The following is a 26,612-nucleotide window of genomic DNA, read 5'->3' on the forward strand; positions in this document are numbered from 1 at the left end:
ATGCCCGCACCCCCGGCCACCCCTTGGCAACGGCCCGCGCCTTCCCTAGCGAAAACCCCGAGGGAGAGGTTGAATGGCACGACTGAAGGGCAAGATCGCACTCGTCACCGGGGCAGCTTCGGGGCTGGGATTGCGCATGGCGCAGCGTTTCGCCGGCGAAGGCGCCCGCGTTCTGCTCACCGACATCAACGGCGAAGGCGCAGCGGCGGCCGCGGCCGCCATCGGCCCTGATGCGGCGGGCTTCGCCCATGATGTCACCAGCGAGGATCAATGGATCGCAGCCATCGCGGAAGCGAAGCGCCGCTTCGGCGGGCTTCATATCCTCGTCAACAACGCCGGCATCGGCACACCTGGCAGCGTGGAGGACACCAGCCTCGAAAGCTGGCGGCATGTCCATGCCATCGATCTGGACGGCGTATTCCTGGGCTGCAAGCACGCCATCCCGCTGATCCGCGAAACCACCCGCGCGGATGGCGGCCGGGGCTCCATCCTCAATATCTCGTCCATTGCGGGCGTCATCGCCTCGGGCCGGATGGCCGCCTACAACAGCGCCAAGGCCGGGGTGCGCCACCTCACGAAATCGGTCGCCCTCCACTGCGCTTCGAAGAAGGACCCGATCACCTGCAATTCCATCCACCCCACCTTCATGGACACCCCCATCCTCGACAATTTCCAGGCCGCCGGCCTGACGAAAGAGGATGTGAAGGCGAAACTGGGCCGGCAGGTGCCGCTCGGCATCATCGGAGACCCGGACGACGTCGCCTGGGGCGCTGTCTATCTCGTCTCGGATGAAGCCCGCTTCGTGACGGGGGCGGAACTGTTCATCGACGGCGGCATTTCGGCCATGTAGTCGGCGCGGGCATAGGCGCGCCCGCGCTTCACCACCGTCTCGATGCTGCGGATGTTGGCGATGTCGGCCAGCGGATCCTTCGCCAGCACCACGAAGTCCGCGAGCTTCCCTGGCTCCAGGCTCCCGCGTTCCGCTGCCTGCCCGGCTGCCACCGCCCCCATCAGCGTGGCGGCGCGGATCACCTCCAGCGGCTTCATCCCGACGTCGCGGGCCAGGAACAGCAGTTCTTCATGCACCTCGGGCCAGGGGTCAGACGGCGGCAGGGTGAAATCGGTGCCGGTCGAAATCGGCACCCCAGACGCATGCGCCTGCCGCGTCAGCGCGATCACCGCCTTGCCGGTGCAACGCAGCGGCTTCGCCTTGGGGTCCGCCTTGCGCGGCGCCTCCTCCCGCACGAACAGGCTGCCGGTCGCGTCCACCAGCGTGCCCTTCGTCAGCATGGCGCGGAACAGGCCGGCCATCACCGGGTCGTCGGGGGTCAGCCTCTGTTCGGCCACCGGCGTCCGGTCCTCATAGGCGGGGTGGATGCCCGGCCCGGCCTGATAGCCCAGATAGCAGATGTGGCTCACGCTGTCGGCGCCGGCCGCGATCCCGTCCGCCGGCCGCGCCGGGAAGATCGCGCTGTGCGCCCAGATCATCACGCCCTGCCGGTGCGCCTCAGCCGTCAGCGCCGAAACAAGCCGCGACGGCAGATTGGCATAGACCTTGATCGCAGCCGCCCCGGTCCCGCGCGCCAGCGTCACGGCGGTCCGAAGGTCGGTGCCGTCGTCGATCGCCTGCATCCAGGGGGCGGTGCCGGGCGTCCACCCCTGGCTGGCGGCGGCCACGCGCGGATCAGCGAAAAAGGAAGGCCCGGCCATCAGCGCGGCAAAGCGGATGTCCGGCGCGGAGATTTCCCCCTGCTGCGCCGCCCGCGCCAGTTCCGCCACCGGCCGCACATCATCCGCCATGCTGCGCACCAGCGTAACCCCGCCGAACAGGTTCCGCCGCAGCAGCGCCTCGGCCTTCGGCCTGTCGGGCGGGGTCGCCAGATGCACATGGCTGTCAACAAGCCCGGGGATCAGGGTGCGGCCCGTCAGGTCCACCCGCTTCGCGCCGGGCGCGGCAAGGCTGCCGCGCGGCCCCGTCGCCACGATCCGCTCGCCCTTCACCAGCAGATCCTGATCAGTCCGCGGCGGCGCACCCGTGCCGTCGATCAGCGTGGCTCCGGAATAGAGCGTGAGGGCCTCACCCTCGGCGGCCGCAGGGGCTGCGATCAGCAACAGGGCAAGAAGGAAGCGCTTCATCCCCCCGGCATAGAAAAGGGGAGGGCGCCGCACAACGCCCTCCCCTCTCTCCTTCTGGATTCCGCCTAGTCGTCGATGTTGCGCCGGAAGGTTTCCGGCAGGAACAGCAGGCCGATCACGAAGGTCAGCGCCGCCACCCCGATCGGGTACCACAGGCCGAAGGTGATATCCCCGCTGGCCGCCACCATGGCGAAGGCGATGGTTGGCAGGAAGCCGCCAAACCAGCCATTGCCGATGTGATAGGGCAGCGACATCGCCGAATAGCGGATGCGGGTGGGGAACAGTTCCACCAGCAAGGCGGCGATCGGCCCATAGACCATGGTCACATACAGAACCAGGATCGTCAGGATCAGCACCACCATCGGCTTGTTCATGGTGGCGGGGTCCGCCTTCGCCGGATAGCCGGCCGCTTTCAGCGCCGCCTTCGCCTCGTCCGCAAACGCCGTGATCGCGGCCTTGCGGTCATCGCCCGCCAGCAGCGACGGATCGCCCATGGACAGCGTCTGCCCGCCGATGGCGATGGTCGCGCCCTTGCCCGTGCCCGGCGCTTCCACATTGGCATAGGAAATGCCGTTCTTGGCAAGGAAGCTCTTGGCGACATCGCAGCCGGTGGTGTCGAACTTGTTCTTGCCCACCGGATCGAACTGCACCGAACAATGCGCCGGGTCGGCCGTCACCGTGACCGGCGCATTGATGCGCGCCTGCGCCATCGCCGGGTTGGCATACCGCTCCAGCGCGTTGAACAGCGGGAAATAGGTGGCCGCCGCCAGCAGCAGGCCCGCCAGGATGATCGGCTTGCGCCCGATCCGATCGGAAAGCCAGCCGAACACCACGAAGAAGGGCGTCGCGATGGCCAGCGCGATGGCGATCAGCACGTTGGTCGTCGCCCCGTCCACGCCCATCATCTTCTCGAGGTAGAACAGCGCATAGAACTGCCCGGTGTACCACACGACCGCCTGGCCGGTGACGGCGCCGAACAGCGCGATCAGCACCACCTTCAGGTTCGCCCACTGGCCGAAGGCTTCCGTCAGGGGCTTCTTGGATGTCGTGCCTTCCTCCTTCATCTTCTTGAAGACGGGGCTTTCCTCCAGCTGCATGCGGATCCACAGCGAAACGCCCAGCAGCAGCACGGAAACCAGGAACGGCACGCGCCAGCCCCAGTCCTTGAAGGCGTCCTCGCCCACGATCAGCCGGGTGCCGATCACCACCAGCAGCGCCAGGAACAGGCCCAGCGTCGCGGTGGTCTGGATGAAGCTGGTATAAAGGCCGCGCTTGTTGTTCGGCGCATGCTCGGCGACATAGGTGGCCGCCCCGCCATATTCGCCACCCAGCGCCAGCCCCTGCGCCATGCGCAGCAGCACCAGCAGGATGGGCGCCGCAACGCCGATCGCGGCATAGCTGGGCAGGATCCCCACGGAAAAGGTCGCAATGCCCATCAGCCCCATGGTGACGAGGAAGGTGTATTTCCGCCCCACCATGTCGCCCAGCCGGCCGAACACCAGCGCCCCGAACGGCCGGACCGCAAAGCCCGCCGCAAAGGCCGCCAGCGCGAAGATGAAGCCGGTTGTCTCGTTCACGCCCGAAAAGAACTGGGCGGTGATGATGGTGGCCAGCAGGCCGTAAAGATAGAAGTCATACCATTCGAACACGGTGCCCAGCGAAGATGCAAGGATCACCTTCTTCTCGCTCTGGGTCGCCTCGTGATGCTTGGGTAAGCCCACCGCCCCGAGGGCGGCTTCTCCTGTTGGCGGTGTCATTTCGCTCTCCCTCTCAGTCCATCTCATCAGAAGCTGTATTTCGCGGCAAGCTCGAACCGGTCCAGCCGGCCGCGCGCGCCGGACATGATCTCGCGCGCGCCGTGGCGATATTCGATCCCCACATCCAGCGCCTTCACCGGGGTCCAGAACAGGTTGCCGGCCACGCTCCACGCGGCCTTGTTCGCGGCCGCTGGAACCAGCACATCGGGGTAATCCACGTCCTGGAAGCTCGCCATGAAGGTGGATCGCACCGTCGGCGTCCAGCCCAGTTTCACGGCCGCGAACCCCGCCAGCGTTTCCACCGTCCGCAGGTCTGCGCCCGCCAGAACCGCATCAGGCGCGAAGTTCAGGCCCAGATAATGGCCGATCCCCTGCCCCCAGGTCAGCATGAAGCGGATGTCGTGCCGGGCATCCGGCCCGAACGGAATCCTGCCCGCGCCCGAAAGTCCGAAGCCCAGCTGGCTTTCGCGGTCGCCCGCGTCGTTCACCACCCGCACATCATGCATCACCCCGGCCAGCGAGAACTCCGCCTTGCCGGGCTTCAGCGTCAGCTTGGCCGTCAGGTCTGGAAGGGCATCATCGTCATTCTCGACCAGTACGGCAGAGGCGCTGGTGATCGTCGCGGATTCGGGGTTCTCCACCGCCACCGCCAGCTGCGCCGTAGGTGAGAGGTTCGCGGTATAGCGCAGCATCGGCTGCCGCACGAACACGCTGCCTTCGGTCGGGCCGATGAAATCGGTCGTTTCCGGCAGGACGGCGACATTCTGGAAGGTGGACCAGTCCTGCCCCAGCAGCAGCTGGCCGGATCTGCCCGTCAGCGTGAAGAAGGCCCGGCGCAGCGCCGGGTTGTAGCCGTTGGTCGTCCGTTCCGACCCCTGGGCGCCCTGCGCCGTCTGGAAGTCGATCTCCGCATAGACGGCCGCCGTCCGCTCGCCCAGCGGCGTCGTCGCCCCAAGCCAGAAGCGGCTCTGCTTCACATGCATGTTGGTATGGGTGGTGGCCTCGCCGCCCACGGGGATCTGCTGCGGCAGGTAGAAATCCTTCAGCAACTGCCCCGCCGCCGTGGAGCCCGCGGAATAGCGCGACACGGCGGACCACAGCTTCACATAGCCGCCGATCTTCAACGTTGCCGCCCCCGATCGGAAGCCGTCCGGCGCCGGCTTCGCCGCCTTTTCCTCCAGCGCCGCGACGCGCGTTTCCAGCGCGGGCGCGGGGGCAGCCTCCGCGCTGGAAACGGCAGGCATTGCTGCACCCTTTGCTGCGGCGAGTTCCGCCTTCAGGCGGCCGATCTCGGCCTCCATCGCGGTCAGGCGGCGCTCGATGTCGGCAGTGGTCTGCGCGGCGGCCGGCGCCGTCAGGGCGCTCGCGGCCATCAGCACCGTGGCAAGGTGGCGTGACATCATCAAAGGTCTCCCCGCCCGCCGCCAGTCTCCCCACCGGCGTCCGGGCAGCCTTGATCATCGCGCCGGGCCCGTGCCGGGAAACAGTCCGCAAAAGGTCGTGCCAGACCAAAGTCCTGAATCCCGACCAATGTCGGGGCTCCCCCGACGCGTCGATTGCCGCTAGCCTGCCGACAACTTGCCGGATGCGCGCCGTGGGAGTCGGCGCCCCGCCACTGGGAGGATTGGGTGATGAGCGAACATGTCTATCCCGTGCCCGCGGACTGGGCCCGTCGCGCCAAGATCGACAAGGCGCGCTATCAGGAACTCTACCGCGAAAGCCTCGACAATCCCGACGCCTTCTGGCGCCGCGAAGCCCAGCGGCTGGACTGGATCCGTCCCTTCACGAAGGTCTCGGAGTGGAGCTACGACGAAGCGACGTTCGGCATCAAATGGTTCGAGGACGGGCAGCTCAACGTCTCCGTCAACTGCATAGACAGGCACCTCGCCGAACGCGGCGACCAGCCGGCGATCATCTGGGAACCGGATTCACCGGGGGAAGGCCGCATTCTTTCCTACCGGCAGTTGCATGAAGCGGTCTGCCGGCTTGCGAATGGCCTGCTATCCCTGGGCGTCCGCAAGGGTGACCGGGTGACGATCTACCTGCCGATGATCCCTGAAGCGGCCATCTCCATGCTGGCCTGCGCCCGGATCGGCGCCATCCACTCGGTCGTGTTCGGCGGCTTCTCGCCCGATTCCATCGCAAACCGGGTGCAGGATTGCGATTCGAAGCTGATCATCACGGCCGACGAAGGCCTGCGTGGCGGCAAGATCGTGCCGCTGAAGGCCAATGTCGATGAAGCGCTGAAGCTGCTGCACGGCCCCACGGTCGAAAAGGTGGTGGTGGTGAAGCGCACCGGCGCCGGCGTGTGGATGGAAGAGGGCCGCGACGTCGCCTATGAGGAGCTCGTCGCCGCACAGTCGCCCGATTGTCCGCCGCAGACCCAGGATGCGGAAGATCCGCTGTTCATCCTCTACACGTCAGGCTCCACCGGAAAGCCCAAGGGCGTGCTGCACAGCACGGGCGGCTACCTGACCTGGGCCTCGATGACGCACGAATATGTGTTCGATTACCGCCCCGGAGAGATCTTCTGGTGCGCCGCCGACGTGGGCTGGGTCACGGGCCATTCCTATGTCGTCTATGGCGCCCTCGCCAACGGGGCCACCACGCTGATGTATGAAGGTGTGCCCAACTACCCCGATTTCAGCCGCTTCTGGCAGATCATCGACAAGTATCAGGTGCAGATCTTCTACGCCGCCCCCACCGCGCTGCGCGCGCTGATGCGTGAAGGCGATCACTGGGTGACGCAGACCAGCCGCGCCTCCGTGCGTCTGCTGGGCACGGTCGGCGAACCGATCAATCCCGAAGCCTGGGAATGGTATCACCGCGTCGTCGGCGAAGGCCGCTGCCCCATCGTGGATACCTGGTGGCAGACGGAAACCGGCGCGGCCATGATCACGCCGCTGCCCGGCGCGACCGATCTGAAGCCCGGCTCGGCCAGCTTCCCCATGTTCGGCGTCGAACCGCAACTCGTCGATGGCGAAGGCAATGTGCTGGAAGGCGCGACAGAGGGCAACCTCGTCCTCACCCGCAGCTGGCCGGGGCAGATGCGCACCGTGTGGGGCGATCACCGCCGCTTCTTCGAAACCTATTTCACCACTTATCGCGGTAAATATTTCACCGGGGATGGCTGCCGCCGCGACGCCGATGGCTACTACTGGATCACTGGCCGCGTGGACGACGTCATCAACGTCTCCGGTCACCGCATGGGGACAGCAGAGGTGGAAAGTGCGCTCGTCGCCCACGCCAAGGTCGCCGAGGCCGCGGTCGTCGGTTATCCGCACGATCTGAAGGGCCAGGGCATCTATGCCTATGTCACGCTGAATGCGAACGACGAGCCGTCCGAAGCGCTGCGCCGGGAACTTGTGCAGTGGGTCCGCAAGGAAATCGGCCCCATCGCCACGCCGGATGTCATCCAGTTCGCGCCAGGCCTACCCAAGACGCGCTCCGGCAAGATCATGCGCCGGATCCTGCGCAAGATCGCGGAAAATGACGTGTCCAACCTGGGCGACACGTCCACGCTCGCCGATCCGTCGGTGGTCGCGGACCTTGTTGCCAATCGTGCAGGCGCCGCCGATAAGGCGGCATGACCAATGTCGTCATCGCGGATGACCACCCCATGTTCCGTGCGGCCCTCAGGGTCGCCGTGCAGGGCGTGGCCCCGTCAGCCCTGATCCGGGAAGCGGGCACCCTGGATCAGGCGCTTGAAGCGGTGCGGGCAGACCCCGCCCCGGATCTCATCCTGCTCGACCTGCGCATGCCCGGCGCAGAAGGCTGCTCCGGCGTCGCCATGGTGCATGCCGAACGGCCGGACACGCCGATCCTTGTGGTGTCCGCCGCCGATCCGCGCTCTGCGGCCCCCCAGGCCCGCGCCTGGGGCGCGATCGGATTCCTGTCCAAATCCGCCGACCTGCCCGCGATCGAGGCCGCCGTCGCCCGGGCGCTTCGCGGAGAGGCCGAGCCGGAACCCGAACACCCCGGCACAGATGCCGAACTTCAGGACATGGCCGACCGCATCGCCAGCCTCACGCCCACGCAGCTGAAGGTCCTGCTGGGGGTGCTGAAGGGAAAGCTGAACAAGCAGATCGCCTACGAACTCGACATCTCGGAAGCGACTGTGAAGGGCCACATGACGGCGCTGATGCGCAAGATGAACGTGATGAACCGCACCCAGGCCGTGCTGGCGGCCCAGGCCCTCCAGCTCGACCTTCCCGCCTGATCCCCCCCGGGCCGGCCCCGGGATCATCGGCGCACTGTCGCCGCCCCCTGCTGGAACAGCATCTTCTTCTGCGCTTCCGTCGGCTCCGGCACCTTGAACTCGGGGCGGTCCGCGATGGCATAGGCCCGCACCGTCGCCGGCCGCTCCGCGATCGCCGCAACCCAGCGCTCAAGGTTGGGCATCGGCGTGTCGGCCAGCAACGGCGCGCCCAGCTTCGCCCAGGGGTAGGCCGCCATGTCGGCGATCGAATAATCGCTTCCGGCCAGGAACGGACGATCGGCCAGCCGCTGGTCCATCACCGCCAGCAGCCGCGCGGATTCATTGGTATAGCGCTCGATGGCGTAAGGAACCTTCTCGGGCGCATAGCTGCGGAAATGGTTTGCCTGCCCCATCATCGGGCCCAGACCAGCCATCTGCCAGAACAGCCACTGCAGCACCTCCGCCCGCTTCTGAGCCTGGCTGGCCGGTGCGATGAAGGCCTCGTGCTTGTCCGCCAGGTAGAGGAGGATCGCGCCCGATTCGAACAGGTGCACGCCGTCGGCCAGATCCTCCAGCGCCGGCATCCGGTTGTTTGGCGCGATCTTCAGGAAATCCGGCCGGAACTGGTCGCCCGCCCGGATGTTCACCGGAACGATCTCGTAGGGCAGGCCCATTTCCTCAAGGAACAGCGTTACCTTGTGCCCGTTCGGCGTCGGCCAGTAGTGCAGGCGGTACATGTGTCTATCTCCCCAAAGAGGTGCAATTCCGCTTCAAACATTCTAGCGGTGTTTTGTGACGACCGCGCCCCAGAAACTGCCCCCGAAACACTTCGCCCTGGTGTTCGCCGCGCTTCTGGTCACGGCGGCCGGCAACACGGCGCTTCAATCCGTGCTGCCCGTGATCGGCCGGGAAATCCGCATCCCGGACATGGCGATCGCCGTCATCTTCTCGCTGTCGGCCCTGTTCTGGACCTTCAGCGCCCCCTATTGGGCGCGCCAGTCGGATCGTCGCGGCCGTCGCAGGCTGATGCAGGTGGGCGTCACCGGATTCGGCATTTCCATGCTGCTGTGCGCAACCGTGATCCTGCTGGGCATCAAGGGCATCCTCGCCCCGCTCGTCACCTTCGCGCTGTTCACCATCGCCCGCGGCCTTTTCGGCATCTTCGGTTCGGCCGCCAACCCGGCGGCGCAGGCCTATGTCGCAGCCCGCACCTCGCCCGCTGAACGCACCGCCTCGCTTGCGGTGCTGGCCTCGGCCTTCGGGCTCGGCACCATCCTTGGCCCGGCGATCGCCCCCATCTTCATCCTGCCCTGGGTGGATCTGTCGGGCCCGATGTTCGCCTTCGCGCTGATTGCGCTGGGCGTCGTGATCTGGCTGCAGCTGGGCCTGCCGGATGATACGCCCGGGGGCGAAGAAGCGGATGGCGGCGGGGCGGAAGCCTCCATGCCCTCCATCGGCGGAATGCCCACAGGGGCGACGGCGATGGCGGCAGAAGAAACCACCTCCACCGGTCGTCGGCAACGGATGCGGGTGACAGACCCGCGGATCAAACCCTTCATGATCTTCGGCTTCGCGGCGGGTTCGCTGCAGGCGGCCACAGGCCAGGCCATCGGCTTCTTCATCATGGACAGGGTTTCGGGCAATGCCGGGCTGCATGCCACGCAGTTGATTTCCATCGCCTTCATGGCCGGCGCGGGCGCCACGCTGCTGGCCCAATGGGGCATCATCCGCCTGCTCGATCTATCGCCTTCGCAACTGATGCGCTGGGGCACGCTGATCGCGGCGGCAGGCACGCTGGGCATCGCCTTCGCGCCGAATTTCCATGCCCTGGTGCTGGCGTTCGCCGTGGCATCCGCCGGCTTCGGCTTTGCCCGGCCGGGCTTCACTGCCGGATCGTCGCTCGCCGTCGCGCGGCATGAACAGGGCGGAGTTGCGGGCGCGGTGACGGCCGTGAACGGGGCCTGCTTCATCCTGGCCCCCGCCGTCGGCATCGGCCTCTATGAACTGAAGCCGGAACTTCCCTACTGGCTCAGCGCACTGGGCCTCATGGCGCTTGCCGTCTATGCCTGGACCAACCGTCTGCTCAGGCACAGCGTGATCCTCAAGGACTAGCGCGCCCCTAGGCCAGAACCAGTTGCCAGTCCTCGCGGCCGGCCAGGAAGCCGGCCATGGTCACGGCCTCGATCCCGCCTGAAAGATCCCGTGGGGTCAGCCCGTGCGCGAGCATCGCCGTCTGGCAAAGGCTCACGCTGGCCCCCATCTCGAACAGCAGGTCATAGACCCTTGCAACCTCCGGGCGCCCCGTCGCGCTGACAGCGGGCCCGCGCAGCAGCACCGCGACCGGCCGGTCGAGCGCGGCGGCGGCCGCCGCCAGTTCGACGGCAGCGGAAAAGCGCTCGCCAACCGCTTCGGTCAGGATCAGCAACAGACCGGGCATTGCGGATCCTTGCGCACCCGGACGCTGCGGCTTTCGACGCTCAGTGCTTCGTGCAGCCACAGGGTGCCGATCCGGCTGGTCCCGAAACCGGCGATCAGCCGCAGAACCTCCAGCGCCTGCGCGGCGCCGATCAGGCCGGCCACCGCCCCCAGCACCCCGATGTCGGCGCAGCTGGTGCCCGGCACATCGGCGGGCAGCCCCGCGAAACAGGCGTAGCAGGGCTGATCCGGCAGATGGCCCGCGAACACCCCCAGCTGGCCTTCGAACGGCCCGATCGCGGCGGAAACCAGCGGAATGCCCAGCCGCACCGCTGCCCGGTTCACCGCGCTGCGGGTGCGGAAATTGTCGCAGCCATCCGCGATCACATCCTGCTGGGACAGCAGCATTTCCGCCGTCTCGGCCGTCAGCCGGGCACGGATCGGCTCGATCACCACATGCGGGTTCAGCGCTTGCAGCCGCTCGGCTGCCGCCTCCACCTTGGGCCGTCCGATGTCGGCCGTCGAAAACAACGTCTGCCGCTGCAGGTTCGACAGGCTGACGACATCATCGTCGATGATCGTCAGCTGCCCCACCCCGGCTGCCGCCAGATACTGAAGGCAGGGGCTACCCAGCCCGCCCGCGCCGATCACCGCCACCGTGGCGGTCCGGAAGCGCCGCTGGCCCTCGCCGCCCACCTCCTTCAGAACGATGTGCCGCTGATAACGATCCAGCTCCGCGTCGGAAAACATCAGTGCCGGCCCGTCGAGCCAAATCCGCCCTCGCCGCGCGCGGTTTCATCCAGCGTCGTCACCTCGGCCCATTCGGCGCGCACACAGGGGGCCAGCACCAGCTGGGCGATCCGCATCCCGCGCGTCACGGCAAAGCTGGTGTCGCCCAGGTTCGCCAGAATGATCTTCACTTCCCCACGATAATCGCTGTCGATGGTGCCGGGCGCATTCAGAACCGCCAGCCCCTCGCGCAGGGCCAGGCCGGATCGCGCCCGCACCTGCATCTCATGCCCGGCCGGCACCGCCATCATCAGCCCCGTCGGGATCGCCGCCCTTGCACCGGGCAGCAGCACCAGATCCTCGTCCACGGCAGCCAGCACGTCCATGCCGGCCGCGCCGGCCGTCGCATAGGCGGGCAGATCCAGCCCGGCCGCGTGCGGCATGCGCACCACCCGCACCTCAGCCATTCAGCAACTCCGCGAAATGCGCCGCCAGCCGCCGGGCCACCTCGTCCTTCGGGCCTTCCGGCAGTGTCTCCACCCCGGCGGCGCTCACCAGGTGCACAAGGTTCCGGTCGCCCCCCATCACGTCGCCAGACACGTCATTGGCGACAATCAGGTCGCAGCCCTTCTTCGCCAGCTTCGCCCTGGCATGGGCGATCACGTCGTTTGTTTCGGCCGCGAAGCCGACCACCAGATCCGGGCGCTGCGGATGGCGCGACAGCATCGCCAGGATGTCGGGGTTTTCCTTCAGCGCCAGCGCGGGCGGCCCGCCGCCATCCTTCTTGATCTTCACCGGCGCCGCATCCACCGCCCAGTCCGCCACGGCCGCCACCATCACGGCGGCATCCGCCGGCAGCGCGGCTTCCACCGCCGCCGCCATCTGCCGCGCCGTTTCCACGTCCACCCGCGTCACGCCCGGCGGCGTCGGCAAGGCCACCGGCCCCGCCACCAGCGTCACCCGTGCCCCCAGCGCCGCCAGCGCGCCCGCCAGCGCAAAGCCCTGCTTCCCCGAGGACCGGTTGGCGATATAGCGCACCGGATCGATCGGCTCATGCGTCGGCCCGGCCGTCACCAGCAGGTGACGCCCCTTCAGCGGCCCGTCTGCGACCAGCGCGGTGATTGCATCCAGGATGCGGGGGATTTCCGGCAGACGGCCCGGGCCGAACTCGCCACAGGCCATCGCGCCCACGTCGGGCTCCATCACCGTCACGCCGCGTCCGCGCAGGGTCGCGACATTGGCGACCGTCGCGGCGTGGCCCCACATCCGCACGTTCATGGCCGGCGCCAGCAGCACCGGCGTGTCCGTCGCCAGCAGCAGCGTCGTCGCCAGATCGTCCGCAAGTCCGGCCGCCATCTTCGCAACAAGGTCCGCCGTGCCGGGGCAGACAACCAGCAGGTCGGCCGAGCGGGACAGCTGGATATGCCCCATCTCCGCCTCGTCCGTCAGGTCGAACAGGTCGCAATAGGCCCTGTTCTCCGCCAGCGCCGCCGCCGACAGCGCCGTCACGAACTGCTGCCCGCCCTTCGTCAGAACGGGCGTCACGCTGCCGCCCGCGCGCCGGATTTCCCGGATCAGCTCCAGCGACTTGTAGGCGGCGATGCCGCCGCCGATGATGAGAAGGATTCGCCTGTCCGCCAGCATCTGCCCTGCCTAGCGGCTGGCCGCCGCGAATCCAACCGGCGCCTTGTTTCCCCGCTCTGATCGCGCCTTTTCCAGCCAGCCGCGCAGCGCACCCAGCATCTGCACATAGGTCGGTATCAGCAGGTTCGTCCGCACCATCGGGCCTCTCCCTCGCGGGCTCAGCGCGGGCTGCGCTTCGCCAGGATCCGCTGCAACGTCCGCCGGTGCATCTTCAGCCGCCGCGCGGTTTCCGACACATTGCGGTCGCACAGCTCATACACGCGCTGGATATGCTCCCACCGCACCCGGTCCGCGCTCATCGGCTCGGAAGGCGGCTCGGGCCGCTCGCCCGCCGGCGTCAGCAGAGCGTTCACCAGATCGTCCGGGTCGGCAGGCTTCGCCAGATAGTCGATCGCGCCTTCCTTCACCGCGGCCACCGCCGTCGCCAGATTGCCATAGCCCGTCAGCACCACCACCCGCGTTTCCGGGTGCATCCGGCGCAGCTCCGCCACCAGGTCCAGGCCGTTTCCGTCGCCCAGGCGCAGGTCCAGCACGGCATATTCGGGCTCGACCTGCTGCATCAGGGCGCGCGCCTCTGCGGCAGACGCGGCGGCGCGCACGTCGAAGCCACGTCGGCCCAGCGTCACGGCAAGGCGCTGGCGGAAGCTGGAATCATCATCCGCCAGCAGCAGCAGGCCATGTTCGGGCACGGGGCCCGGATCGGAAGGAATGGGCGGTTCGACCATCGGACTTCGCTTCTCCTCAGGCGCGGGACACGGCCACTGCCGGCGCCCGCCGCACTTCGATATCGGGACGCGACCAGCGAATGTCCACCTCGGCGCCACCATCCGCACGATTGGCGAAAGACAGGCGCGCGCCGGTCCGTTCCAGCAGCGTCGTCGCAATGAAGATGCCAAGGCCGGTGGACCCCGAGCCCGACACGCTGGGCCCAAGGAATGGTTCGCCCAGCCTTGGCAGCAGTTCTGCCGGAAACCCCGGCCCGTCGTCGCCGATGCGGATCCAGATCTGCCCCGGCGCCTCCCCCGCCTCCACGCGGATCCGCGCTGCGGCGTGCCGCAGCGCGTTGGACAGGATGTTGGAAAGGCCGTGCAGCAGTTCCGGGCCGCGCCGCACCACCGGCCCGCCGCCCGGCGGCCAGGCGAATTTCAGCTCCACCGGCACGCGCGTCGGTTCATAGCCGGCCACCACCTCGTGCAGCAAAACGGGAAGCGGCAGTTCGGGGAAGGGATCATCCGCCTCCGCATGTTCGGAAATGCCGGTCAGGATGTCGCGGCAGCGCAGCGCTTCCTGCAGCAGAAGCTGTACGTCCGGCCCCAGTGCGGGATCGCTGCCCATCGCATCCTTGAGATCGCGCGCGATCAGCGTGATGGTGCCCAGCGGCCCGCCCAGTTCATGCGCGGCGGCCGCCGCCAGAGACCCCAGCGCCCCCATGCGGGTCTCGCGGTCCAGCGCCGCCTGCGTGGCGATCAGCGCCGCCTGTCGCCGCCGGCCCTCGGCCGAAACCTGCCAGGCATAAAAGGCAAGGAAGCTCATGCTGAACCCCACGGCGACAAGAACGCCCAGGCTGTAGACGGGCGGCAGCGCCATCTGCCCGCCACCCCCCCATGGCAGCGGCAGATGCCAGCGCCACAGCACCGCCAGCAGCGCCAGCGCGACCGCCAGCAACAACACCGTCGCCCGCGCCGAAAGCAGCGTGGCCGAAATAGTGACGGGCACCAGCATCAGCACCACGAACGGGTTGGAAAGCCCGCCCGTCAGATAGAGAAGCACGGAAAGCTGGACGAGATCGAAGCCCAGATGCAGCAGGGCGCCCCGGCCATCCAGCCGGTGGGCGGGCCGGTAGAAGGCCGCCAACGCAAGGTTCAGCGCAAACGAAACCGCGATCGCCGCCAGCGCGGGCACCCAGGGCAGGGGAAAGCCCAGCCCCAGGCCGACGACCAGCAACGCCACAAGCTGCCCGGCGATGGCCGCCCAGCGCAGCAGCACCACCGTCTGCACCCGGACGCCCGGACGCCCGATGTCCGTCAACAGGCGCGGCAAAACCATGTCGGCGTGGTCCCTACAGGCTGGGGCCCATGGATTTCTTCGCGCCCTTCTTCGGCGCTTCCGCCAGCGCCTTGGCGATCGGGCCGCTGCGGATGTCGCGCGCGGCATAGTCCCGCGCGGACATGCCGGCCAGATTGTCGGTGCGATCCGGATCGGCGCCCGCGTTCAGCAGATACTGGACAGACAGGGCGTCGCGCATCTGCACCGCCTTGATCAGCGGGGTTTCCCCCCGGCTGTTGGCGCCATCCACCTGCGCCTTCGCCGCGATCATCACCCGCACGCCATCGGGAAAGGCGTTCAGCGCGGCGATTCCCAGCGGCGTGTTGCCTTCGCGGTCCCGCAGGTTCGGATCGGCGCCATTCTGCAGCAGAAACCCCATCCAGGGCGTGTCGCGGCGCCGGATGGCGATCATCAACGCGGTTTCGCCGGTGTCGCCGTCACGCGCGTTGATGATGGTGGAGCCCGGCTTGTCGATCAGACTCTTCGCCTTCAGCACGTCCTTGTCGCGCACGGCCTTCAGGAAGTTGTAGCCATCCGAAAACTGCGCGGCCGCCGGCGTCGCCACCACGGCGATCGCCGTGCCCAGCGCCAGTCCCAATCCTGTCCGAAATCCGTTCATCTTGTGTCCCCGATGTCGCACACCGCTCGCATCGCTTTCGGATAGCGGATATGTGCCCCTCATGAACAGCCGCCAATCCACCCGTCAATCGTCCCTGAAGTCGCGCCTGCCGCTGATCCTGCTGGCGCTCGCCGCGCTGGCGGCGGGCCTGATCTTCGTACTGAAGCCATCGGCCGCGCCACAAGGCAACCTCAGCGGCTCGGCCGTGGGCGGCCCCTTCACGCTGCAGGACGAATCCGGCAACACCGTCACCTCGGACAGCTACGACGGCAAATGGCGGCTGATGTATTTCGGTTTCACCTACTGCCCCGATATCTGCCCGACGGACACGGCCAAGCTGGCGGCCGGGCTGAAGGCGTTCGAAGCGAAACACCCGGCCGCCGCCGCGAAGGTGCAGCCGCTGTTCGTCACCGTCGATCCCGAACGGGACACGCCGGCCGCGCTCGCCGAGTTCACCGACCAGTTCCACCCCCGCCTGGTGGGGCTGACGGGCACGCGCCCACAGATCGATGCGGCGCTGAAGGCTTTCCGCGTCTATGCGGCCAAGGTGCCGGGATCCGTGCCGGAGGCCTACACCTTCGATCACCTCGCCATCATCTACCTGATGGATCCGAAGGGCCGCCCGGTGGAGTTCGTCGCGGGATCGACCGCGACCCCCGAAGGTATCGCCGCCATGCTGGAGCGTTTCGTTGCGTGACAGACTGCGCGAGCGCTTCTGGGAACGCTATCCGCTGCGGCAGCTGAACCGTGCGGAATGGGAAGCCCTGTGCGACGGCTGCGGCAAATGCTGCCTGCACAAGCTGGAGGACGAGGAAACCGGCCGCATCTATCGCACGAACGTCGCCTGCCGGCTGCTGAACCGGGAAACCGGCCGCTGCTCCGATTACCGCAACCGCCGCGCCTTCGTGCCGGATTGCGTGCAGCTGCGCCCGGAACTCGTCGGCCAGCTGGACTGGCTGCCCGGCACCTGCGCCTACAGGCGGGTGGATGAAGGCCGCCCGCTGCCGGCCTGGCACTATCTGATCAGCGGCGACCGGGAGGCCGTGCACGAAGTGGGCGCCTCCGTGCGCGGCTGGACGATATCCGAGGTGGACGCCAGCGCGGACCTGGAGAATCATATCATCGACTCTGATTGAGGCGGACAAGATCCCGATTGAAGCGGAAGGGCGCGCAGATGCAGCCGGATGAAGCGTTGATCGAGCATGTGCTGGAGCGTCTGGCCGGGCAGGACGATGCCTTCCGGCAACGGCTGTTCGACCGCTTCTTCCACGCTTTCCCGGCACGGCGGGAAAGCTTCCTGGCGTTCGGAACAAGTTCGCGCCGGATGGCGGATGAAACGCTGCAACTGCTGCACGGGCTGGCTGCCGGGGCTGAATGGGTCTGGCCGCACATCGCCGATCTGGTGGATCTGCACAGGGCTTATGGCGCCCTGCCGGATGCCGAATATGACAGCTTCATCGATCTCGTGGCGGAAACGGCCTGCGAACTCGGCGGCGCTTCGACTGAAGCCGACGCCGCGTGGCGGCGCCAGGCGAGCGCCCTGAAGGGGCTGGTGCGCCGGGCCGGTGCGGATTGGGCGGCGGCGCTTCCCCGCTAGAAGGAAGCCCGCCGCCCGGCCCGAAGCCTGCCCTGCCCGATCTCAGGCGAGATCGAAGCGGTCGGCGTCCATCACCTTCGTCCACGCCTTCACGAAGGCATTCACGAAATGCTGCGCAGCATCAGCCGTGGCATAAGTCTCCGACACCGCGCGCAGTTCCGCATTCGAGGCGAACATCAGATCCACCCGCGTCGCCGTCCAGTCCGCCTGCCCGGTCTTGCGATGCTTCGCCACATAGGTGCCGTCGCCCGCAGGCGCCCAGCTGTGGCTGAAGCTGGAGCCGAGAAGGTTCACGAAAAAGTCGTTGGAAAGCGTTCCGACCCGGTTCGTGAACTGGCCATGCCGCGAGCCGCCATGGTTGGCGCCCAGCACCCGCAGGCCGCCGATCAGCGCCGTCATCTCGGGCGCCGTCAGCGTCAGCAACTGGGCCCTGTCCACCATCTGCTCCTCCAGCGAACGGGTCGACGAACCGCTGGCGTAGTTGCGGAAGGCATCCACCTTCGGCTCCAGAACGGCGAAGCTGTCCACGTCGGTTTGCTCGATGGTCGCATCCGTGCGGCCGGGATGGAAGGGAACCGAAACATCGAATCCGCCGCGCTTCGCGGCTTCCTCGACGGCGGCAACCCCGCCCAGCACGATCATGTCCGCCACGGAGATCTTCCGGCCGCCCGGCGCCTTCGCATTGAACGCCGCGCGGACCGCCTCCAGCTTCGCCAGCGTCGCCGCCAGTTCCGCCGGCTCGTTGACAGCCCAGTCCTTCTGCGGGGCCAGCCGCACCCGCGCCCCGTTCGCGCCACCGCGCTTGTCAGAGCCGCGGAAAGTGGAAGCCGACGCCCAGGCCGCCTTCACAAGCTGCGGGATCGTCAGGCCGGAACCCAGGATCTCGGCCTTCAGCGTCGCGATGTCGCCCGCTGTCACCAGCGGGTGATCCACGGGCGGCACGGGATCCTGCCAGATGCGCGGTTCCGACGGAACTTCGGGGCCGACATACCGGCTCAGCGGCCCCATGTCGCGGTGGGTCAGCTTGTACCAGGCTTCGGCGAACGCCCTGGCGAACGCATCGGGGTTCTGGTGGAAGTGGCGGGAAATCTTCTCATAGGCCGGATCCATGCGCAGCGAGAGGTCGGTCGTCAGCATGGTGGGCTTGCGGAACTTGCCGGCCACGAACGGGTCGGGAATGTCGGCGGGGGCGTCCTTCGCTTCCCACTGGTGCGCGCCGGCCGGGCTCTTCGTCAGCACCCACTCATATTTGAAGAGATTGTCGAAGAAATGGTTGCTCCACTTCGTCGGCGTCTGGCTCCAGATCACTTCAAGGCCGCTGGTGATCGCGTCCGCGCCCACCCCGCTGCCGTGGCGGCTGGCCCAGCCCAGCCCCAGCGCCTCGATCGGGGCGGATTCGGGATCGGGGCCCACAAGCGCCGCGTCGCCCGCGCCGTGCGTCTTGCCGAAGGTGTGGCCGCCGGCGATCAGCGCGACCGTCTCCTCGTCGTTCATGGCCATGCGGGCGAAGGTTTCCCGGATGTCGCGCGCCGCAGCGACCGGATCCGGATTCCCGTTGGGGCCTTCGGGGTTCACATAGATCAGGCCCATCTGCACCGCGCCCAGCGGATCTTCCAGATCCCGGTCCCCGCTGTAGCGTTCGTCACCCAGCCAGGTGCCTTCCGGGCCCCAGTAGATGTCGTTCTCGGGCTGCCACACGTCGGCGCGGCCGCCGCCGAACCCAACCGTCTGCAGCCCCATCGATTCCAGCGCGCAGTTGCCCGTCAGGATCAGCAGATCCGCCCAGGACAGCGCCCGGCCGTATTTCTGCTTCACCGGCCACAGCAGCAGGCGTGCCTTGTCCAGGTTAACATTGTCCGGCCAGGCATTCAGCGGCGCGAAGCGCTGGGTGCCGGATCCGCCGCCCCCGCGTCCGTCAGAGATGCGATAGGTGCCCGCGCTGTGCCAGGCCATGCGGATGAACAGCCCGCCATAATGGCCCCAGTCAGCCGGCCACCAGTCCTGCGAATCGGTCATCAAAGCGTAGATGTCGGCCTTCACCGCCTTCAGATCCAGCTTCGCGAATTCGGCGGCATAGTCGAAGTCGGGGCCCATCGGATCGATCAGCGGCGAATTCTGGTTGAGAATGGAAAGATCCAGCCTGTCCGGCCACCACATGTTGTTGGTCATTCCGCGCACAAGCGCAGTGCGGCTGACCTTGCTCCCCATCGGGCATTTCGTTTCGGCGTTCATCCGACATCCTCCTCGCTTGTTGCTTATCGACTCTCCCACAAGAGGTTTGCACTCCGGTTGCGGCCTGTCCAATCATGAATGCCCATCACTCTCATCGAACGGGCCGCAATTGCCGGGTTCAGCCGAAGCGATGCACCTGCCCCGGCAGGGCCGGCACGCCGGAAAACAGTGCGCGCGCCGTCGCCACCAGCGTCTCGCCCTGCCGGGCATCGGCCTCCAGCACGCTGGCCATCTGCCCGGCCCGCACCGCCCGCGCCGCAACCCGCATCGGCAGGTCGGCGCGGGCCGGGCGCAGATAGCGGATCTCGAAATCGACAGCCCGGTGCCCGTCGGCCAGCCGGGCGCAGGCGGCGTCCAGTGTCGCGGCGACAAATCCGCCATGATAGGCCGGCACCGCCCGTGCCCCCACCAGCGCCGGTTCGGGCGACACCAGCCAGCCGTCGCCATCCGCCTGCAGCGCCATCAGCGCGTCGAAATCGCCTGCAGCGGAGGGGGCCATCCCCAGCGGCTCCGTCGGGCGATCCGTCGTGCGGCCGCCGGGCATCGCGCCCACCAGGAACCGCGCAGAGCCGGAGGCGACCTCCCGCCCGTCCGCCGTCAGCACCCCTTCCACGAAGCAAAGCGCGCCTTCCCTGACCGCGCGCACCGTGCCGAACGCCACCTCGGCGGCCGCCGGCATCACCCCGTGCCAGTCCAGCCGCAGGTCCAGCGTCATCATCGCCGACATCTCGTCCAGAACGGCGAACACACCGCGCGCCAGCGCCTGATCGGCCAGGATCAGCGCCGCGCCCCGGCTCAGCCGCCCGTCCGCCGTGCAGACCGCCGGCAGGCGCCCATCCATGCGGCAACCCGGCAGCCCGCCCGGCCCGCCATCCGCCAGCCCGACGGTCAGGCAGGCGGGAATGTTCAGGATCATGTCGCGGTAATCGGGGGCGGGCGGGGCCTGCCGGGGGTCGGTTGTCATCCGGTCATCCTTGCTTGTCCCCCTTCGTGCCGCGCGAAGGCTTGCGCCGCCACCCCGCGAAGCTGCTAAGGAGCGCCGCGTGACCACCCCCGATCCCCTTTCCATCCGCCGCCTCTATGGCCGGGCGCAGGGCCACCCCCTTCGCACCAACGCCCAGCGCCTGGTGGATCAGCTGCTACCTGCCCTCTCCGTGCCGGAGGAAGGGCCGCTTTCGGCCATGCGCCTGTTCGGAGACGAGCGCCCGCTGGTGTTCGAGGTCGGGTTCGGCAAGGGGGAACATCTCGCCTTCCAGGCCGCGCGCCGCCCGGACCGGGGCTTCATCGGCGCGGAACCCTATCTGAACGGGGTGGCCGGCCTGCTGGCAGAGGTGGAGGCGCGCGGCCTTTCCAACGTGCGCATCCATCGCGGCGACGCGATCGACGTGCTGGAACGCCTGCCGGATCAGAGCCTCGACGCGCTGTATCTGCTTCACCCCGATCCCTGGCCCAAAGCACGCCATGCCAAGCGGCGATTCGTGAATCCGGGCCCGCTCTCGCTGGTCGCGGCGAAGCTGAAGCCCGGCGGCGAGTTCAGGATCGCGACAGATCATGTGGGCTATATGCGCCATGTCCTGAGTGTCATGCAGTCGGAACCCCGCTTCGAATGGACGGCAGAAGCACCCGAAGACTGGCAGCGGATCCCCGAGGACTGGCCCGACACGCGCTTCGCGGAAAAGGCCCGCGCGCTGGGCCATGATGTGTGGCGCTTGATTTATCGCCGAGTCTGACCAACTGGAGTCGACATGGTTCAGCCTTTGGAATTCGAAAAGCCCATCGCCGCGCTGGATGCGCAGATCGCCGAACTGGCGGCGGATCCCACGCGCACGCCCGATCGCCACAAGGCAGAGGCGAAGCGTGGCCGCCTGCTCGCCGATCTCTACAGGTCGCTGACGCCCTGGCAGAAGACCCTGGTGGCCCGCCACCCGGATCGCCCGCGCTTCCTGGGCATCGTGGAGCAGCTGTTCGAGGATTGGACGCCGCTGGCCGGAGACCGCAAGTTCGCCGACGATGTGGCGATCCTGGGCGGCCCGGCGCGCTTCAGGGGCCGGCCGGTGATGCTGATCGGCCATGAAAAGGGCCATGACACGCAAAGCCGCGTGCATCGCAACTTCGGGATGGCCAAGCCCGAAGGCTATCGCAAGGCGGCCCGGCTGATGGACATGGCCAGCCGCTTCGGCCTGCCGATCATCACGCTGGTGGACACGCCCGGCGCCTATCCCGGGATCGACGCGGAAGAGCGCGGGCAGGCCGAAGCCATCGCACGGGCGACGGAAGCCTGCCTGAACGTCGAGGTGCCGATGGTTTCGGCGATCATCGGCGAGGGCGGATCGGGCGGCGCGGTCGCGCTGGCCGCGGCCAATCGCGTGCTGATGTTCGAACATTCGGTCTATGCCGTCATCTCGCCGGAAGGCTGCGCCTCCATCCTGTGGCGGGATTCGGCCAAGGCGGCGGAAGCCGCCGTCGCCATGCGGATTTCCGCGCAGGACCTGAAGGGCCTGGACGTGATCGACGCAATCGTGGCCGAGCCTGTCGGCGGCGCGCACCGTGCCCCGGCCGACGCCATCGCCCGTCTGGGTGACGGCATCGATGCCGCCCTGGACGAGCTGGCGGCGATGTCCCCGGCACAACTGAAAGCCGATCGCCGGGCCAAGTTCCTGGCCTTCGCCCGGGCGGCCTGAAGCAGGGCGCGCGACAGATGCTGCGCAGCATCGCCACCGCTGCCCGCGCCGCACTTGCCGCCGGCCTGCTGGCGATTGCCGCCGCCCCGGCGGCCGCGCCCGCGCAATCCGGCGCCGCGCTCACTGGCCTTTCCGCGAAGGACCGGCAGATCGGGGCGCAAGGCTACAAACAGATCGTCGCGGAATTCGGCGGCGCCGTGGAAGGCCCGCTGGCGGATTATGTGCGGCGGATCGGCACCCGGATCGGCATGGCGTCCGTTCCCGGCTCCACCGCGGGCGACTGGAAGGTGACGGTTCTGAACTCGCCCGTGCCGAACGCAATGGCGACACCCGGCGGCTACATCTACATCACGCGCGGCCTGCTCGCGATGATCAACAACGAAGCGGAACTGGCGTCGGTTCTGGGGCACGAGGCCGGGCACGTGGCCGCGCGCCACAGCGACAAGCGCAACAGCCGCGCCACCATAGGGGCGCTGGGCTCCATCGCGGCCGCCGTGCTGCTGGGCGGGCAGGCGGCGGAAATCGCCAACTATGGCGCGGGCGCCTGGGTGGCGGGCTTTTCCCGCAGCCAGGAAAACCAGGCGGACACGCTCGGCATGCGCTATGCAATCATCGCCGGCTATGATCCGCGCGCGGCGGCCACCATGCTGCAGGCGCTGGATCGGGTGGCCGCCGTCGAGGGCCGCGAATCCATGGAGCGCAACGGCCTCGCTTCCGTCTTCTCCACCCACCCCGTCACGGCGGAACGCGTGCAACGCGTCGCGCGGCAGGCCGCAGAGACCGGACGCAGCGGCGCGCTCAACCGAGAGGCCTATCTGGCCGCCATCGACGGCATGACCTTCGGCGACTCGGCGGATCAGGGCCTCGTGGCCGGCACCAGCTTCCGCCACGCCTCGCTCCGGCTCGCCTTCGATGCGCCGCCGGGCTTCCAGCTTCAGAACAGCCCGCAGGCAGTCGCCGGGCGTGGGCGCGATGGATCGCAATTCGTGTTCGCCGGGGCCCGGGTACAGCCCGGCCAGTCGCTGGAAAGCGTGACGCAGCAGGTGTGGCAGCAGGTGGCGGGCCGGGTGCCGCAGACGGGCTATACGGAACGGCAGGTGAACGGCTTCCAGGCGGGCCTGTCCGAAGCGCGCCTGTCCAGCCGGCAGGGGCCGGTGGATGTGGGCGTGCATGTGTTCCGCGCCGGCCCGCAGGATGTCTATGTGATCCGCACCCTTGCCCCGGCAGGGCGCGGCAGCCAATTCCAGAGCCTGATTTCCTCGTTTCGGCGGCTTTCGCCGGAGGAAGCCGCCGCCGCGTCGCGCGCGCGCCGGATCGACGTGGTCACGGTGAAGCCCGGCGACACGGTGGAAACGCTCGCCCGTCGCATGGTCCCGCCCTACAACAGGGTGCAGAGCGTCCGGGCGCTGAACGGCCTTCCGGACCGCGCGTTGCAGCCGGGCGAGGAGCTGAAGATCATTGTCGGCTGAGTTCGCGGATTGTCCCGGCGCACGGGCGCCGCAGGCGCTGCCCTTGCTGACGGTTTCCTGCGCCGTCCTTCTGAACGCCGACAACCATGTGCTGGTGACGGACAGGCCCGCCGGCAAGGACATGGCCGGTTTGTGGGAATTTCCCGGCGGCAAGGTGGAGCCGCTGGAAAGCCCGGAAGCCGCCCTTGTGCGGGAACTGGAAGAGGAACTGGGCATCGAGACTTCGGCCGGATGCCTGTCTCCGTGCGGATTCGCCTCGCACGCCTATGAAAAGGTCAACATCGTTCTGCTGGCCTTCGCCATCCGGCGCTGGCGTGGCACCCCTGTGCCCCGGGAAGGCCAGCGCATGCAATGGGTGCCCGTGAACGGACTGTTCCGACTTGAGATGCCACCCGCGGACCGGCCGCTTCTGGGCCAGATCGCGAGCATCCTCTAGGGCAGGCAGGGCGTTCAGCCGCCCTCGGCGGGCTTCACCGGCACGAACGGCCCCAGCCCGCAAGAGGCGCCGCGGGTCGGCCCGGCCCCCTGGTTCACCACGGTGATGATGTCCACGCTGCACAATTGCGAGGCCGTGGGGCTGTAGCTGAAGGCCCGGCTGAACCCCAACCCGGGGCAGCGGTTGGGCAGGGTGTTGCGGAACACCTGGCCGTTGGTCATCCGGAAATCGATCGTCTGGTCGTCCTGCACCACGGTCGATCGGATCTGGCGGGTCTGGATGCAGTTCACCGGATCGCCGGCGGGAACCATCGCGGGCGGGGTGCGGGGCGGCTGATCACTGCTGCAGGCTGACAGGGTCGCAAGGGCAAGCACGGGAATGGCGATGCGCATCGGGATGTCTTCCTTCCGGTCAGGCGGCGGGCATGGCCCGCGCCGGCGGCGGTGATTTTGCCTTGAATCGGCACCATTGGGCAATCGGGCAACGCCAGCATTCCGGCGTGCGCGCCTTGCACAGGTAACGGCCGTGCAGGATCAGCAGGTGGTGCGCCGCGCGGGCCCATTGCGGCGGCACCTGGGCCAAGAGGTCGCGCTCCACGGCGTCGGGTGTCCGCCCGGCGGACAGGCCGATCCGGTGGCTCACCCGGAACACATGGGTATCGACGGCAAGCGTCGCCTCCCCGAACGCCTCGTTCAGCACCACATTCGCCGTCTTGCGGCCCACCCCCGCCAGCGCGACCAGTTCCTTCTCGGTGCGGGGCACCTCCCCGCCATGGCGCTCGATCAGCTGTTCCGATAAACGGATCACGTTCGCCGCCTTGGCGTTGAAAAGGCCGATGGTGCGGATATGCGCCTTCAGCCCCTCCAGCCCCAGCGCCAGCATCGCCTGCGGATCCCGCACCGCGCGGAACAGCGCCCGGGTCGCCTTGTTCACACCCACGTCCGTCGCCTGCGCAGACAGGACCACCGCCACCAGCAACGTATAGGGATTCACGAATTCCAGCTCGGTCTTCGGCGCCGGATTTGCAGCCCCCAGCGTATCGAAGATCGCCTGCACGTCGGCTTTCGGCAGCTTTCGCCGCACCCCCGCCCTGGAACTTGGTGCCTTGCCCATCGGCCTGCTACAGCAGCCGGCAGACTCATGCGCAAGCCCGCCATCTTCGATCTGGAACTCCGCCCGAACCGCTCCCTGCCGCAGCGGCACTTCTGGCTGATGCTCGCCGGCGTCGCCGCCATCTTCGCGCTGATGGGCCTGAGGTTCCTGTTCCTGGGCGCCTGGCCCATCCTGCCGTTCATGCTGGGGGATCTGGCGCTGCTCTGGTGGGCAATGCGCGCCTCCTATCGGTCGGGCCGGGCATCGGAACATCTCCGGCTCGACGAGGACGGACTTGAACTGGTGCGGATCTCGCCCCACGGCGCGGCCCGCCGTACCCGGATCGAACCGCACTGGGCGCGGGTGGAACTGGAACGCCTGAACGAGGACGAGAACCGGCTGTGGCTCCTGTCGCGCGGGCATCGCCATGCGCTCGGCCAGTTCCTGTCACCCGCCGAACGGGCCGAACTCGCGCAGGTGATCGAGCGCGGGCTTGCCACCTTCCGCCGGCGTGGCTGAAGCGCCCCCGGCCCGCGCCGGCGCCCGCTGGAAAAGCCCCGCCTTCCTGGCTGGACTCGCGCTGTGCGCCCTGCTCGCCAAGCTGGCGGTCCTTGCCAATGCGGCGGCGGGCCTGCCGACGATGCTGGTGGTGCTGGCGCTGGGCATGGGGGTGAAGCTCGCGGTTCCCCGCCTCACGGCCTGGGCCGCGCCGGGAATCGCCTTCGCATCGACGGTCGTGCTACGTGGCGGCGTCGCGCTGCTGGGCTTCCGCGTGGTGGCCGATGATCTGCTGGCGCTGGGCTGGCCCGCACTGGCGCTGGTGCTGGCCTCGGTCGCGCTCACCGTCGGCGGCGGCTACGCCATCGCTCGCGGCTTTCGCCAGCCGGCCGATCTGGCCGCCGTCTCGGCAACCTCCGTCGCAATCTGCGGCGCCTCCGCCGCGCTCGCGGCTTCGGCCGCCATGCCCCGGCGCGCCGGGCTTGAGCGGGAGACGGTATTGGTGATCCTGATCGTCTCGCTGCTCTCCACGGCCGCGATGCTGGGCTATCCGCTGCTGGCGCGCTGGGCCGGGTTCGATGCGGATGCGACCGCGCTGCTGCTGGGGGCGGCGATCCATGATGTCGCGCAGGTGGCAGGCGCGGGATTCGCCGTGTCGGAAGAAGTGGGCGTCCGCGCCGTAACCGTGAAGATGATCCGGGTCGCCTGCCTGCTGCCGGTCATCCTGGGCCTCGCCATCCTGTTCCTGCCGCGCGACCAGGCCACACAGGGCCGGGCCCGGCGCTGGCGCGCTATCCGGCCGCCTGCCTTTCTTGTGCTGTTCTTCCTGTTCGCGGTGATCACCTCGACCGCCCTGCTGCCGCCGCAGCTGTCCACGCTCGCCGGCACGGTCGCGTCCTGGCTGCTGGCGGCGGCGGTCGGCGCGATCGGGCTGAAAACCGGATTCGGCGAACTGCGGGCCGCCCGTCCGTCCCTGGCGGGCGCACTTGTCGCGCAGACGCTCTGGCAGCTGTCGGTCGTCGGCGGCCTGATCGTCGCCTTCGGCTTAAGCGGGGCCTGATTG

General features: G+C 68.2%; 29 protein-coding genes. 13 read left to right on the top strand and 16 right to left on the bottom strand.

Features of this window, described 5'->3' with window-relative positions:
- The first annotated feature begins 73 nt into the window (after nt 1-73).
- Nucleotides 74-850, top strand: coding sequence for a glucose 1-dehydrogenase (locus tag ACW9TV_RS02290; protein WP_494304248.1), 777 nt, complete (start codon nt 74-76; stop codon nt 848-850).
- Here the strand turns inward: ACW9TV_RS02290 and ACW9TV_RS02295 are convergent.
- From ACW9TV_RS02295 to ACW9TV_RS02305, 3 genes are all read right to left on the bottom strand, one after another.
- Nucleotides 775-2,136 carry an amidohydrolase family protein gene (locus ACW9TV_RS02295; protein WP_494304249.1) on the bottom strand — a complete coding sequence of 454 codons (1,362 nt, stop codon included), beginning with the start codon at nt 2,134-2,136 and terminating at the stop codon, nt 775-777. The two genes, ACW9TV_RS02290 and ACW9TV_RS02295, sit on opposite strands and share 76 nt — an antisense overlap.
- 65 nt (nt 2,137-2,201) lie before the next feature.
- Nucleotides 2,202-3,893, bottom strand: a complete 1,692-nt coding sequence (locus tag ACW9TV_RS02300) for an MFS transporter (RefSeq protein WP_494304250.1) — start codon at nt 3,891-3,893, stop codon at nt 2,202-2,204.
- Nucleotides 3,894-3,919: 26 nt separating this feature from the next.
- Nucleotides 3,920-5,293, bottom strand: coding sequence for a DcaP family trimeric outer membrane transporter (locus tag ACW9TV_RS02305; RefSeq protein WP_494304251.1), 1,374 nt, complete (start codon nt 5,291-5,293; stop codon nt 3,920-3,922).
- A 231-nt stretch (nt 5,294-5,524) separates the two neighbouring features.
- Between ACW9TV_RS02305 and acs the strand changes: the two genes are divergently transcribed.
- Together acs and ACW9TV_RS02315 are read left to right on the top strand one after the other, a co-directional pair.
- Nucleotides 5,525-7,483, top strand: coding sequence for an acetate--CoA ligase (gene acs / locus ACW9TV_RS02310; protein WP_494304252.1), 1,959 nt, complete (start codon nt 5,525-5,527; stop codon nt 7,481-7,483).
- Nucleotides 7,480-8,112 carry a response regulator transcription factor gene (locus ACW9TV_RS02315; protein ID WP_494304253.1) on the top strand — a complete coding sequence of 211 codons (633 nt, stop codon included), beginning with the start codon at nt 7,480-7,482 and terminating at the stop codon, nt 8,110-8,112. Before acs ends, ACW9TV_RS02315 begins: the two co-directional genes overlap by 4 nt.
- A 23-nt stretch (nt 8,113-8,135) precedes the next feature.
- On the opposite strand, the gene ACW9TV_RS02320 is transcribed toward ACW9TV_RS02315, so the two are convergent.
- Entirely contained in the window at nt 8,136-8,828 is a 693-nt protein-coding gene (locus ACW9TV_RS02320; RefSeq protein ID WP_494304254.1) for a glutathione S-transferase family protein, read from the bottom strand.
- Between the two features lie 55 nt (nt 8,829-8,883).
- On the opposite strand from ACW9TV_RS02320, the gene ACW9TV_RS02325 reads away from it, so the two are divergent.
- Nucleotides 8,884-10,203 (top strand): MFS transporter, encoded by a 1,320-nt coding sequence (locus tag ACW9TV_RS02325; protein ID WP_494304255.1) that lies wholly within the window; start codon nt 8,884-8,886, stop codon nt 10,201-10,203.
- A gap of 7 nt (nt 10,204-10,210) precedes the next feature.
- Here the strand turns inward: ACW9TV_RS02325 and ACW9TV_RS02330 are convergent, their stop codons facing one another.
- The 8 genes from ACW9TV_RS02330 to ACW9TV_RS02365 are packed head-to-tail and all read right to left on the bottom strand — an operon-like array spanning nt 10,211 to nt 15,544.
- A complete protein-coding gene (locus tag ACW9TV_RS02330; RefSeq protein WP_494304256.1) occupies nt 10,211-10,528 on the bottom strand; it encodes a hypothetical protein in 318 nt (105 codons plus the stop codon).
- Nucleotides 10,510-11,259, bottom strand: coding sequence for a HesA/MoeB/ThiF family protein (locus ACW9TV_RS02335; RefSeq protein WP_494305019.1), 750 nt, complete (start codon nt 11,257-11,259; stop codon nt 10,510-10,512). Before ACW9TV_RS02335 ends, ACW9TV_RS02330 begins: the two co-directional genes overlap by 19 nt.
- Complete coding sequence (gene dut, locus ACW9TV_RS02340) at nt 11,256-11,702, bottom strand: dUTP diphosphatase (RefSeq protein WP_494304257.1); 447 nt, start codon at nt 11,700-11,702, stop codon at nt 11,256-11,258. Before dut ends, ACW9TV_RS02335 begins: the two co-directional genes overlap by 4 nt.
- Nucleotides 11,695-12,879, bottom strand: coding sequence for a bifunctional phosphopantothenoylcysteine decarboxylase/phosphopantothenate--cysteine ligase CoaBC (coaBC, locus tag ACW9TV_RS02345; protein WP_494304258.1), 1,185 nt, complete (start codon nt 12,877-12,879; stop codon nt 11,695-11,697). Before coaBC ends, dut begins: the two co-directional genes overlap by 8 nt.
- Before the next feature lie 9 nt (nt 12,880-12,888).
- The gene (locus ACW9TV_RS02350) at nt 12,889-13,017 is read right to left on the bottom strand and encodes a hypothetical protein (protein ID WP_494304259.1); all 129 of its coding nucleotides are present in this window, start codon (nt 13,015-13,017) and stop codon (nt 12,889-12,891) included.
- Between the two features lie 20 nt (nt 13,018-13,037).
- Nucleotides 13,038-13,604: an ActR/PrrA/RegA family redox response regulator transcription factor gene (locus tag ACW9TV_RS02355; RefSeq protein ID WP_494304260.1), complete on the bottom strand. Its 567-nt coding sequence runs from the start codon at nt 13,602-13,604 to the stop codon at nt 13,038-13,040.
- A 16-nt stretch (nt 13,605-13,620) separates the two neighbouring features.
- Nucleotides 13,621-14,925: an ActS/PrrB/RegB family redox-sensitive histidine kinase gene (locus tag ACW9TV_RS02360; RefSeq protein WP_494304261.1), complete on the bottom strand. Its 1,305-nt coding sequence runs from the start codon at nt 14,923-14,925 to the stop codon at nt 13,621-13,623.
- Between the two features lie 13 nt (nt 14,926-14,938).
- Nucleotides 14,939-15,544, bottom strand: a complete 606-nt coding sequence (locus ACW9TV_RS02365; RefSeq protein WP_494304262.1) for an ankyrin repeat domain-containing protein — start codon at nt 15,542-15,544, stop codon at nt 14,939-14,941.
- Between the two features lie 61 nt (nt 15,545-15,605).
- Here ACW9TV_RS02365 and ACW9TV_RS02370 point away from each other — a divergent pair, with 61 nt between their 5' ends.
- From ACW9TV_RS02370 to ACW9TV_RS02380, 3 genes are read left to right on the top strand one after another with little or no spacing between them, the layout of a single operon-like run.
- Nucleotides 15,606-16,241, top strand: coding sequence for an SCO family protein (locus ACW9TV_RS02370; protein WP_494304263.1), 636 nt, complete (start codon nt 15,606-15,608; stop codon nt 16,239-16,241).
- Complete coding sequence (locus tag ACW9TV_RS02375) at nt 16,234-16,680, top strand: YcgN family cysteine cluster protein (RefSeq protein WP_494304264.1); 447 nt, start codon at nt 16,234-16,236, stop codon at nt 16,678-16,680. The genes ACW9TV_RS02370 and ACW9TV_RS02375 overlap by 8 nt, the downstream gene beginning before the upstream one ends.
- Before the next feature lie 38 nt (nt 16,681-16,718).
- Entirely contained in the window at nt 16,719-17,141 is a 423-nt protein-coding gene (locus ACW9TV_RS02380; protein ID WP_494304265.1) for a hypothetical protein, read from the top strand.
- A gap of 42 nt (nt 17,142-17,183) precedes the next feature.
- Here the strand turns inward: ACW9TV_RS02380 and katG are convergent, their stop codons facing one another.
- Both katG and ACW9TV_RS02390 read right to left on the bottom strand, forming a co-directional pair.
- Complete coding sequence (gene katG, locus ACW9TV_RS02385; protein ID WP_494304266.1) at nt 17,184-19,373, bottom strand: catalase/peroxidase HPI; 2,190 nt, start codon at nt 19,371-19,373, stop codon at nt 17,184-17,186.
- Nucleotides 19,374-19,491: 118 nt separating this feature from the next.
- The gene (locus ACW9TV_RS02390) at nt 19,492-20,337 is read right to left on the bottom strand and encodes a PaaI family thioesterase (protein WP_494304267.1); all 846 of its coding nucleotides are present in this window, start codon (nt 20,335-20,337) and stop codon (nt 19,492-19,494) included.
- 79 nt (nt 20,338-20,416) lie between these two features.
- On the opposite strand from ACW9TV_RS02390, the gene trmB reads away from it, so the two are divergent.
- Genes trmB through ACW9TV_RS02410 form a run of 4 tightly spaced genes read left to right on the top strand, consistent with a single transcriptional unit; the run spans nt 20,417 to nt 23,959 of the window.
- Complete coding sequence (trmB, locus tag ACW9TV_RS02395) at nt 20,417-21,103, top strand: tRNA (guanosine(46)-N7)-methyltransferase TrmB (protein ID WP_494304268.1); 687 nt, start codon at nt 20,417-20,419, stop codon at nt 21,101-21,103.
- A 15-nt stretch (nt 21,104-21,118) separates the two neighbouring features.
- Nucleotides 21,119-22,054, top strand: a complete 936-nt coding sequence (locus ACW9TV_RS02400) for an acetyl-CoA carboxylase carboxyltransferase subunit alpha (protein WP_494304269.1) — start codon at nt 21,119-21,121, stop codon at nt 22,052-22,054.
- A gap of 17 nt (nt 22,055-22,071) precedes the next feature.
- The gene (locus ACW9TV_RS02405; RefSeq protein ID WP_494304270.1) at nt 22,072-23,523 is read left to right on the top strand and encodes a M48 family metalloprotease; all 1,452 of its coding nucleotides are present in this window, start codon (nt 22,072-22,074) and stop codon (nt 23,521-23,523) included.
- Nucleotides 23,513-23,959: a (deoxy)nucleoside triphosphate pyrophosphohydrolase gene (locus ACW9TV_RS02410; protein WP_494304271.1), complete on the top strand. Its 447-nt coding sequence runs from the start codon at nt 23,513-23,515 to the stop codon at nt 23,957-23,959. The genes ACW9TV_RS02405 and ACW9TV_RS02410 overlap by 11 nt, the downstream gene beginning before the upstream one ends.
- 14 nt (nt 23,960-23,973) lie before the next feature.
- Here ACW9TV_RS02410 and ACW9TV_RS02415 read toward each other — a convergent pair whose 3' ends face one another.
- On the bottom strand, nt 23,974-24,351 hold the full coding sequence (locus tag ACW9TV_RS02415) for a hypothetical protein (protein ID WP_494304272.1): 378 nt from the start codon (nt 24,349-24,351) through the stop codon (nt 23,974-23,976).
- Between the two features lie 19 nt (nt 24,352-24,370).
- A complete protein-coding gene (gene nth, locus ACW9TV_RS02420; protein ID WP_494305020.1) occupies nt 24,371-25,030 on the bottom strand; it encodes an endonuclease III in 660 nt (219 codons plus the stop codon).
- Between the two features lie 69 nt (nt 25,031-25,099).
- Here nth and ACW9TV_RS02425 point away from each other — a divergent pair, with 69 nt between their 5' ends.
- Complete coding sequence (locus tag ACW9TV_RS02425) at nt 25,100-25,570, top strand: DUF2244 domain-containing protein (RefSeq protein ID WP_494304273.1); 471 nt, start codon at nt 25,100-25,102, stop codon at nt 25,568-25,570.
- On the top strand, nt 25,563-26,609 hold the full coding sequence (locus ACW9TV_RS02430) for a YeiH family protein (protein ID WP_494304274.1): 1,047 nt from the start codon (nt 25,563-25,565) through the stop codon (nt 26,607-26,609). The genes ACW9TV_RS02425 and ACW9TV_RS02430 overlap by 8 nt, the downstream gene beginning before the upstream one ends.
- The last annotated feature ends 3 nt before the right edge of the window (nt 26,610-26,612 follow it).

The organism is Sandaracinobacter sp. T42, assembly GCF_059115405.1.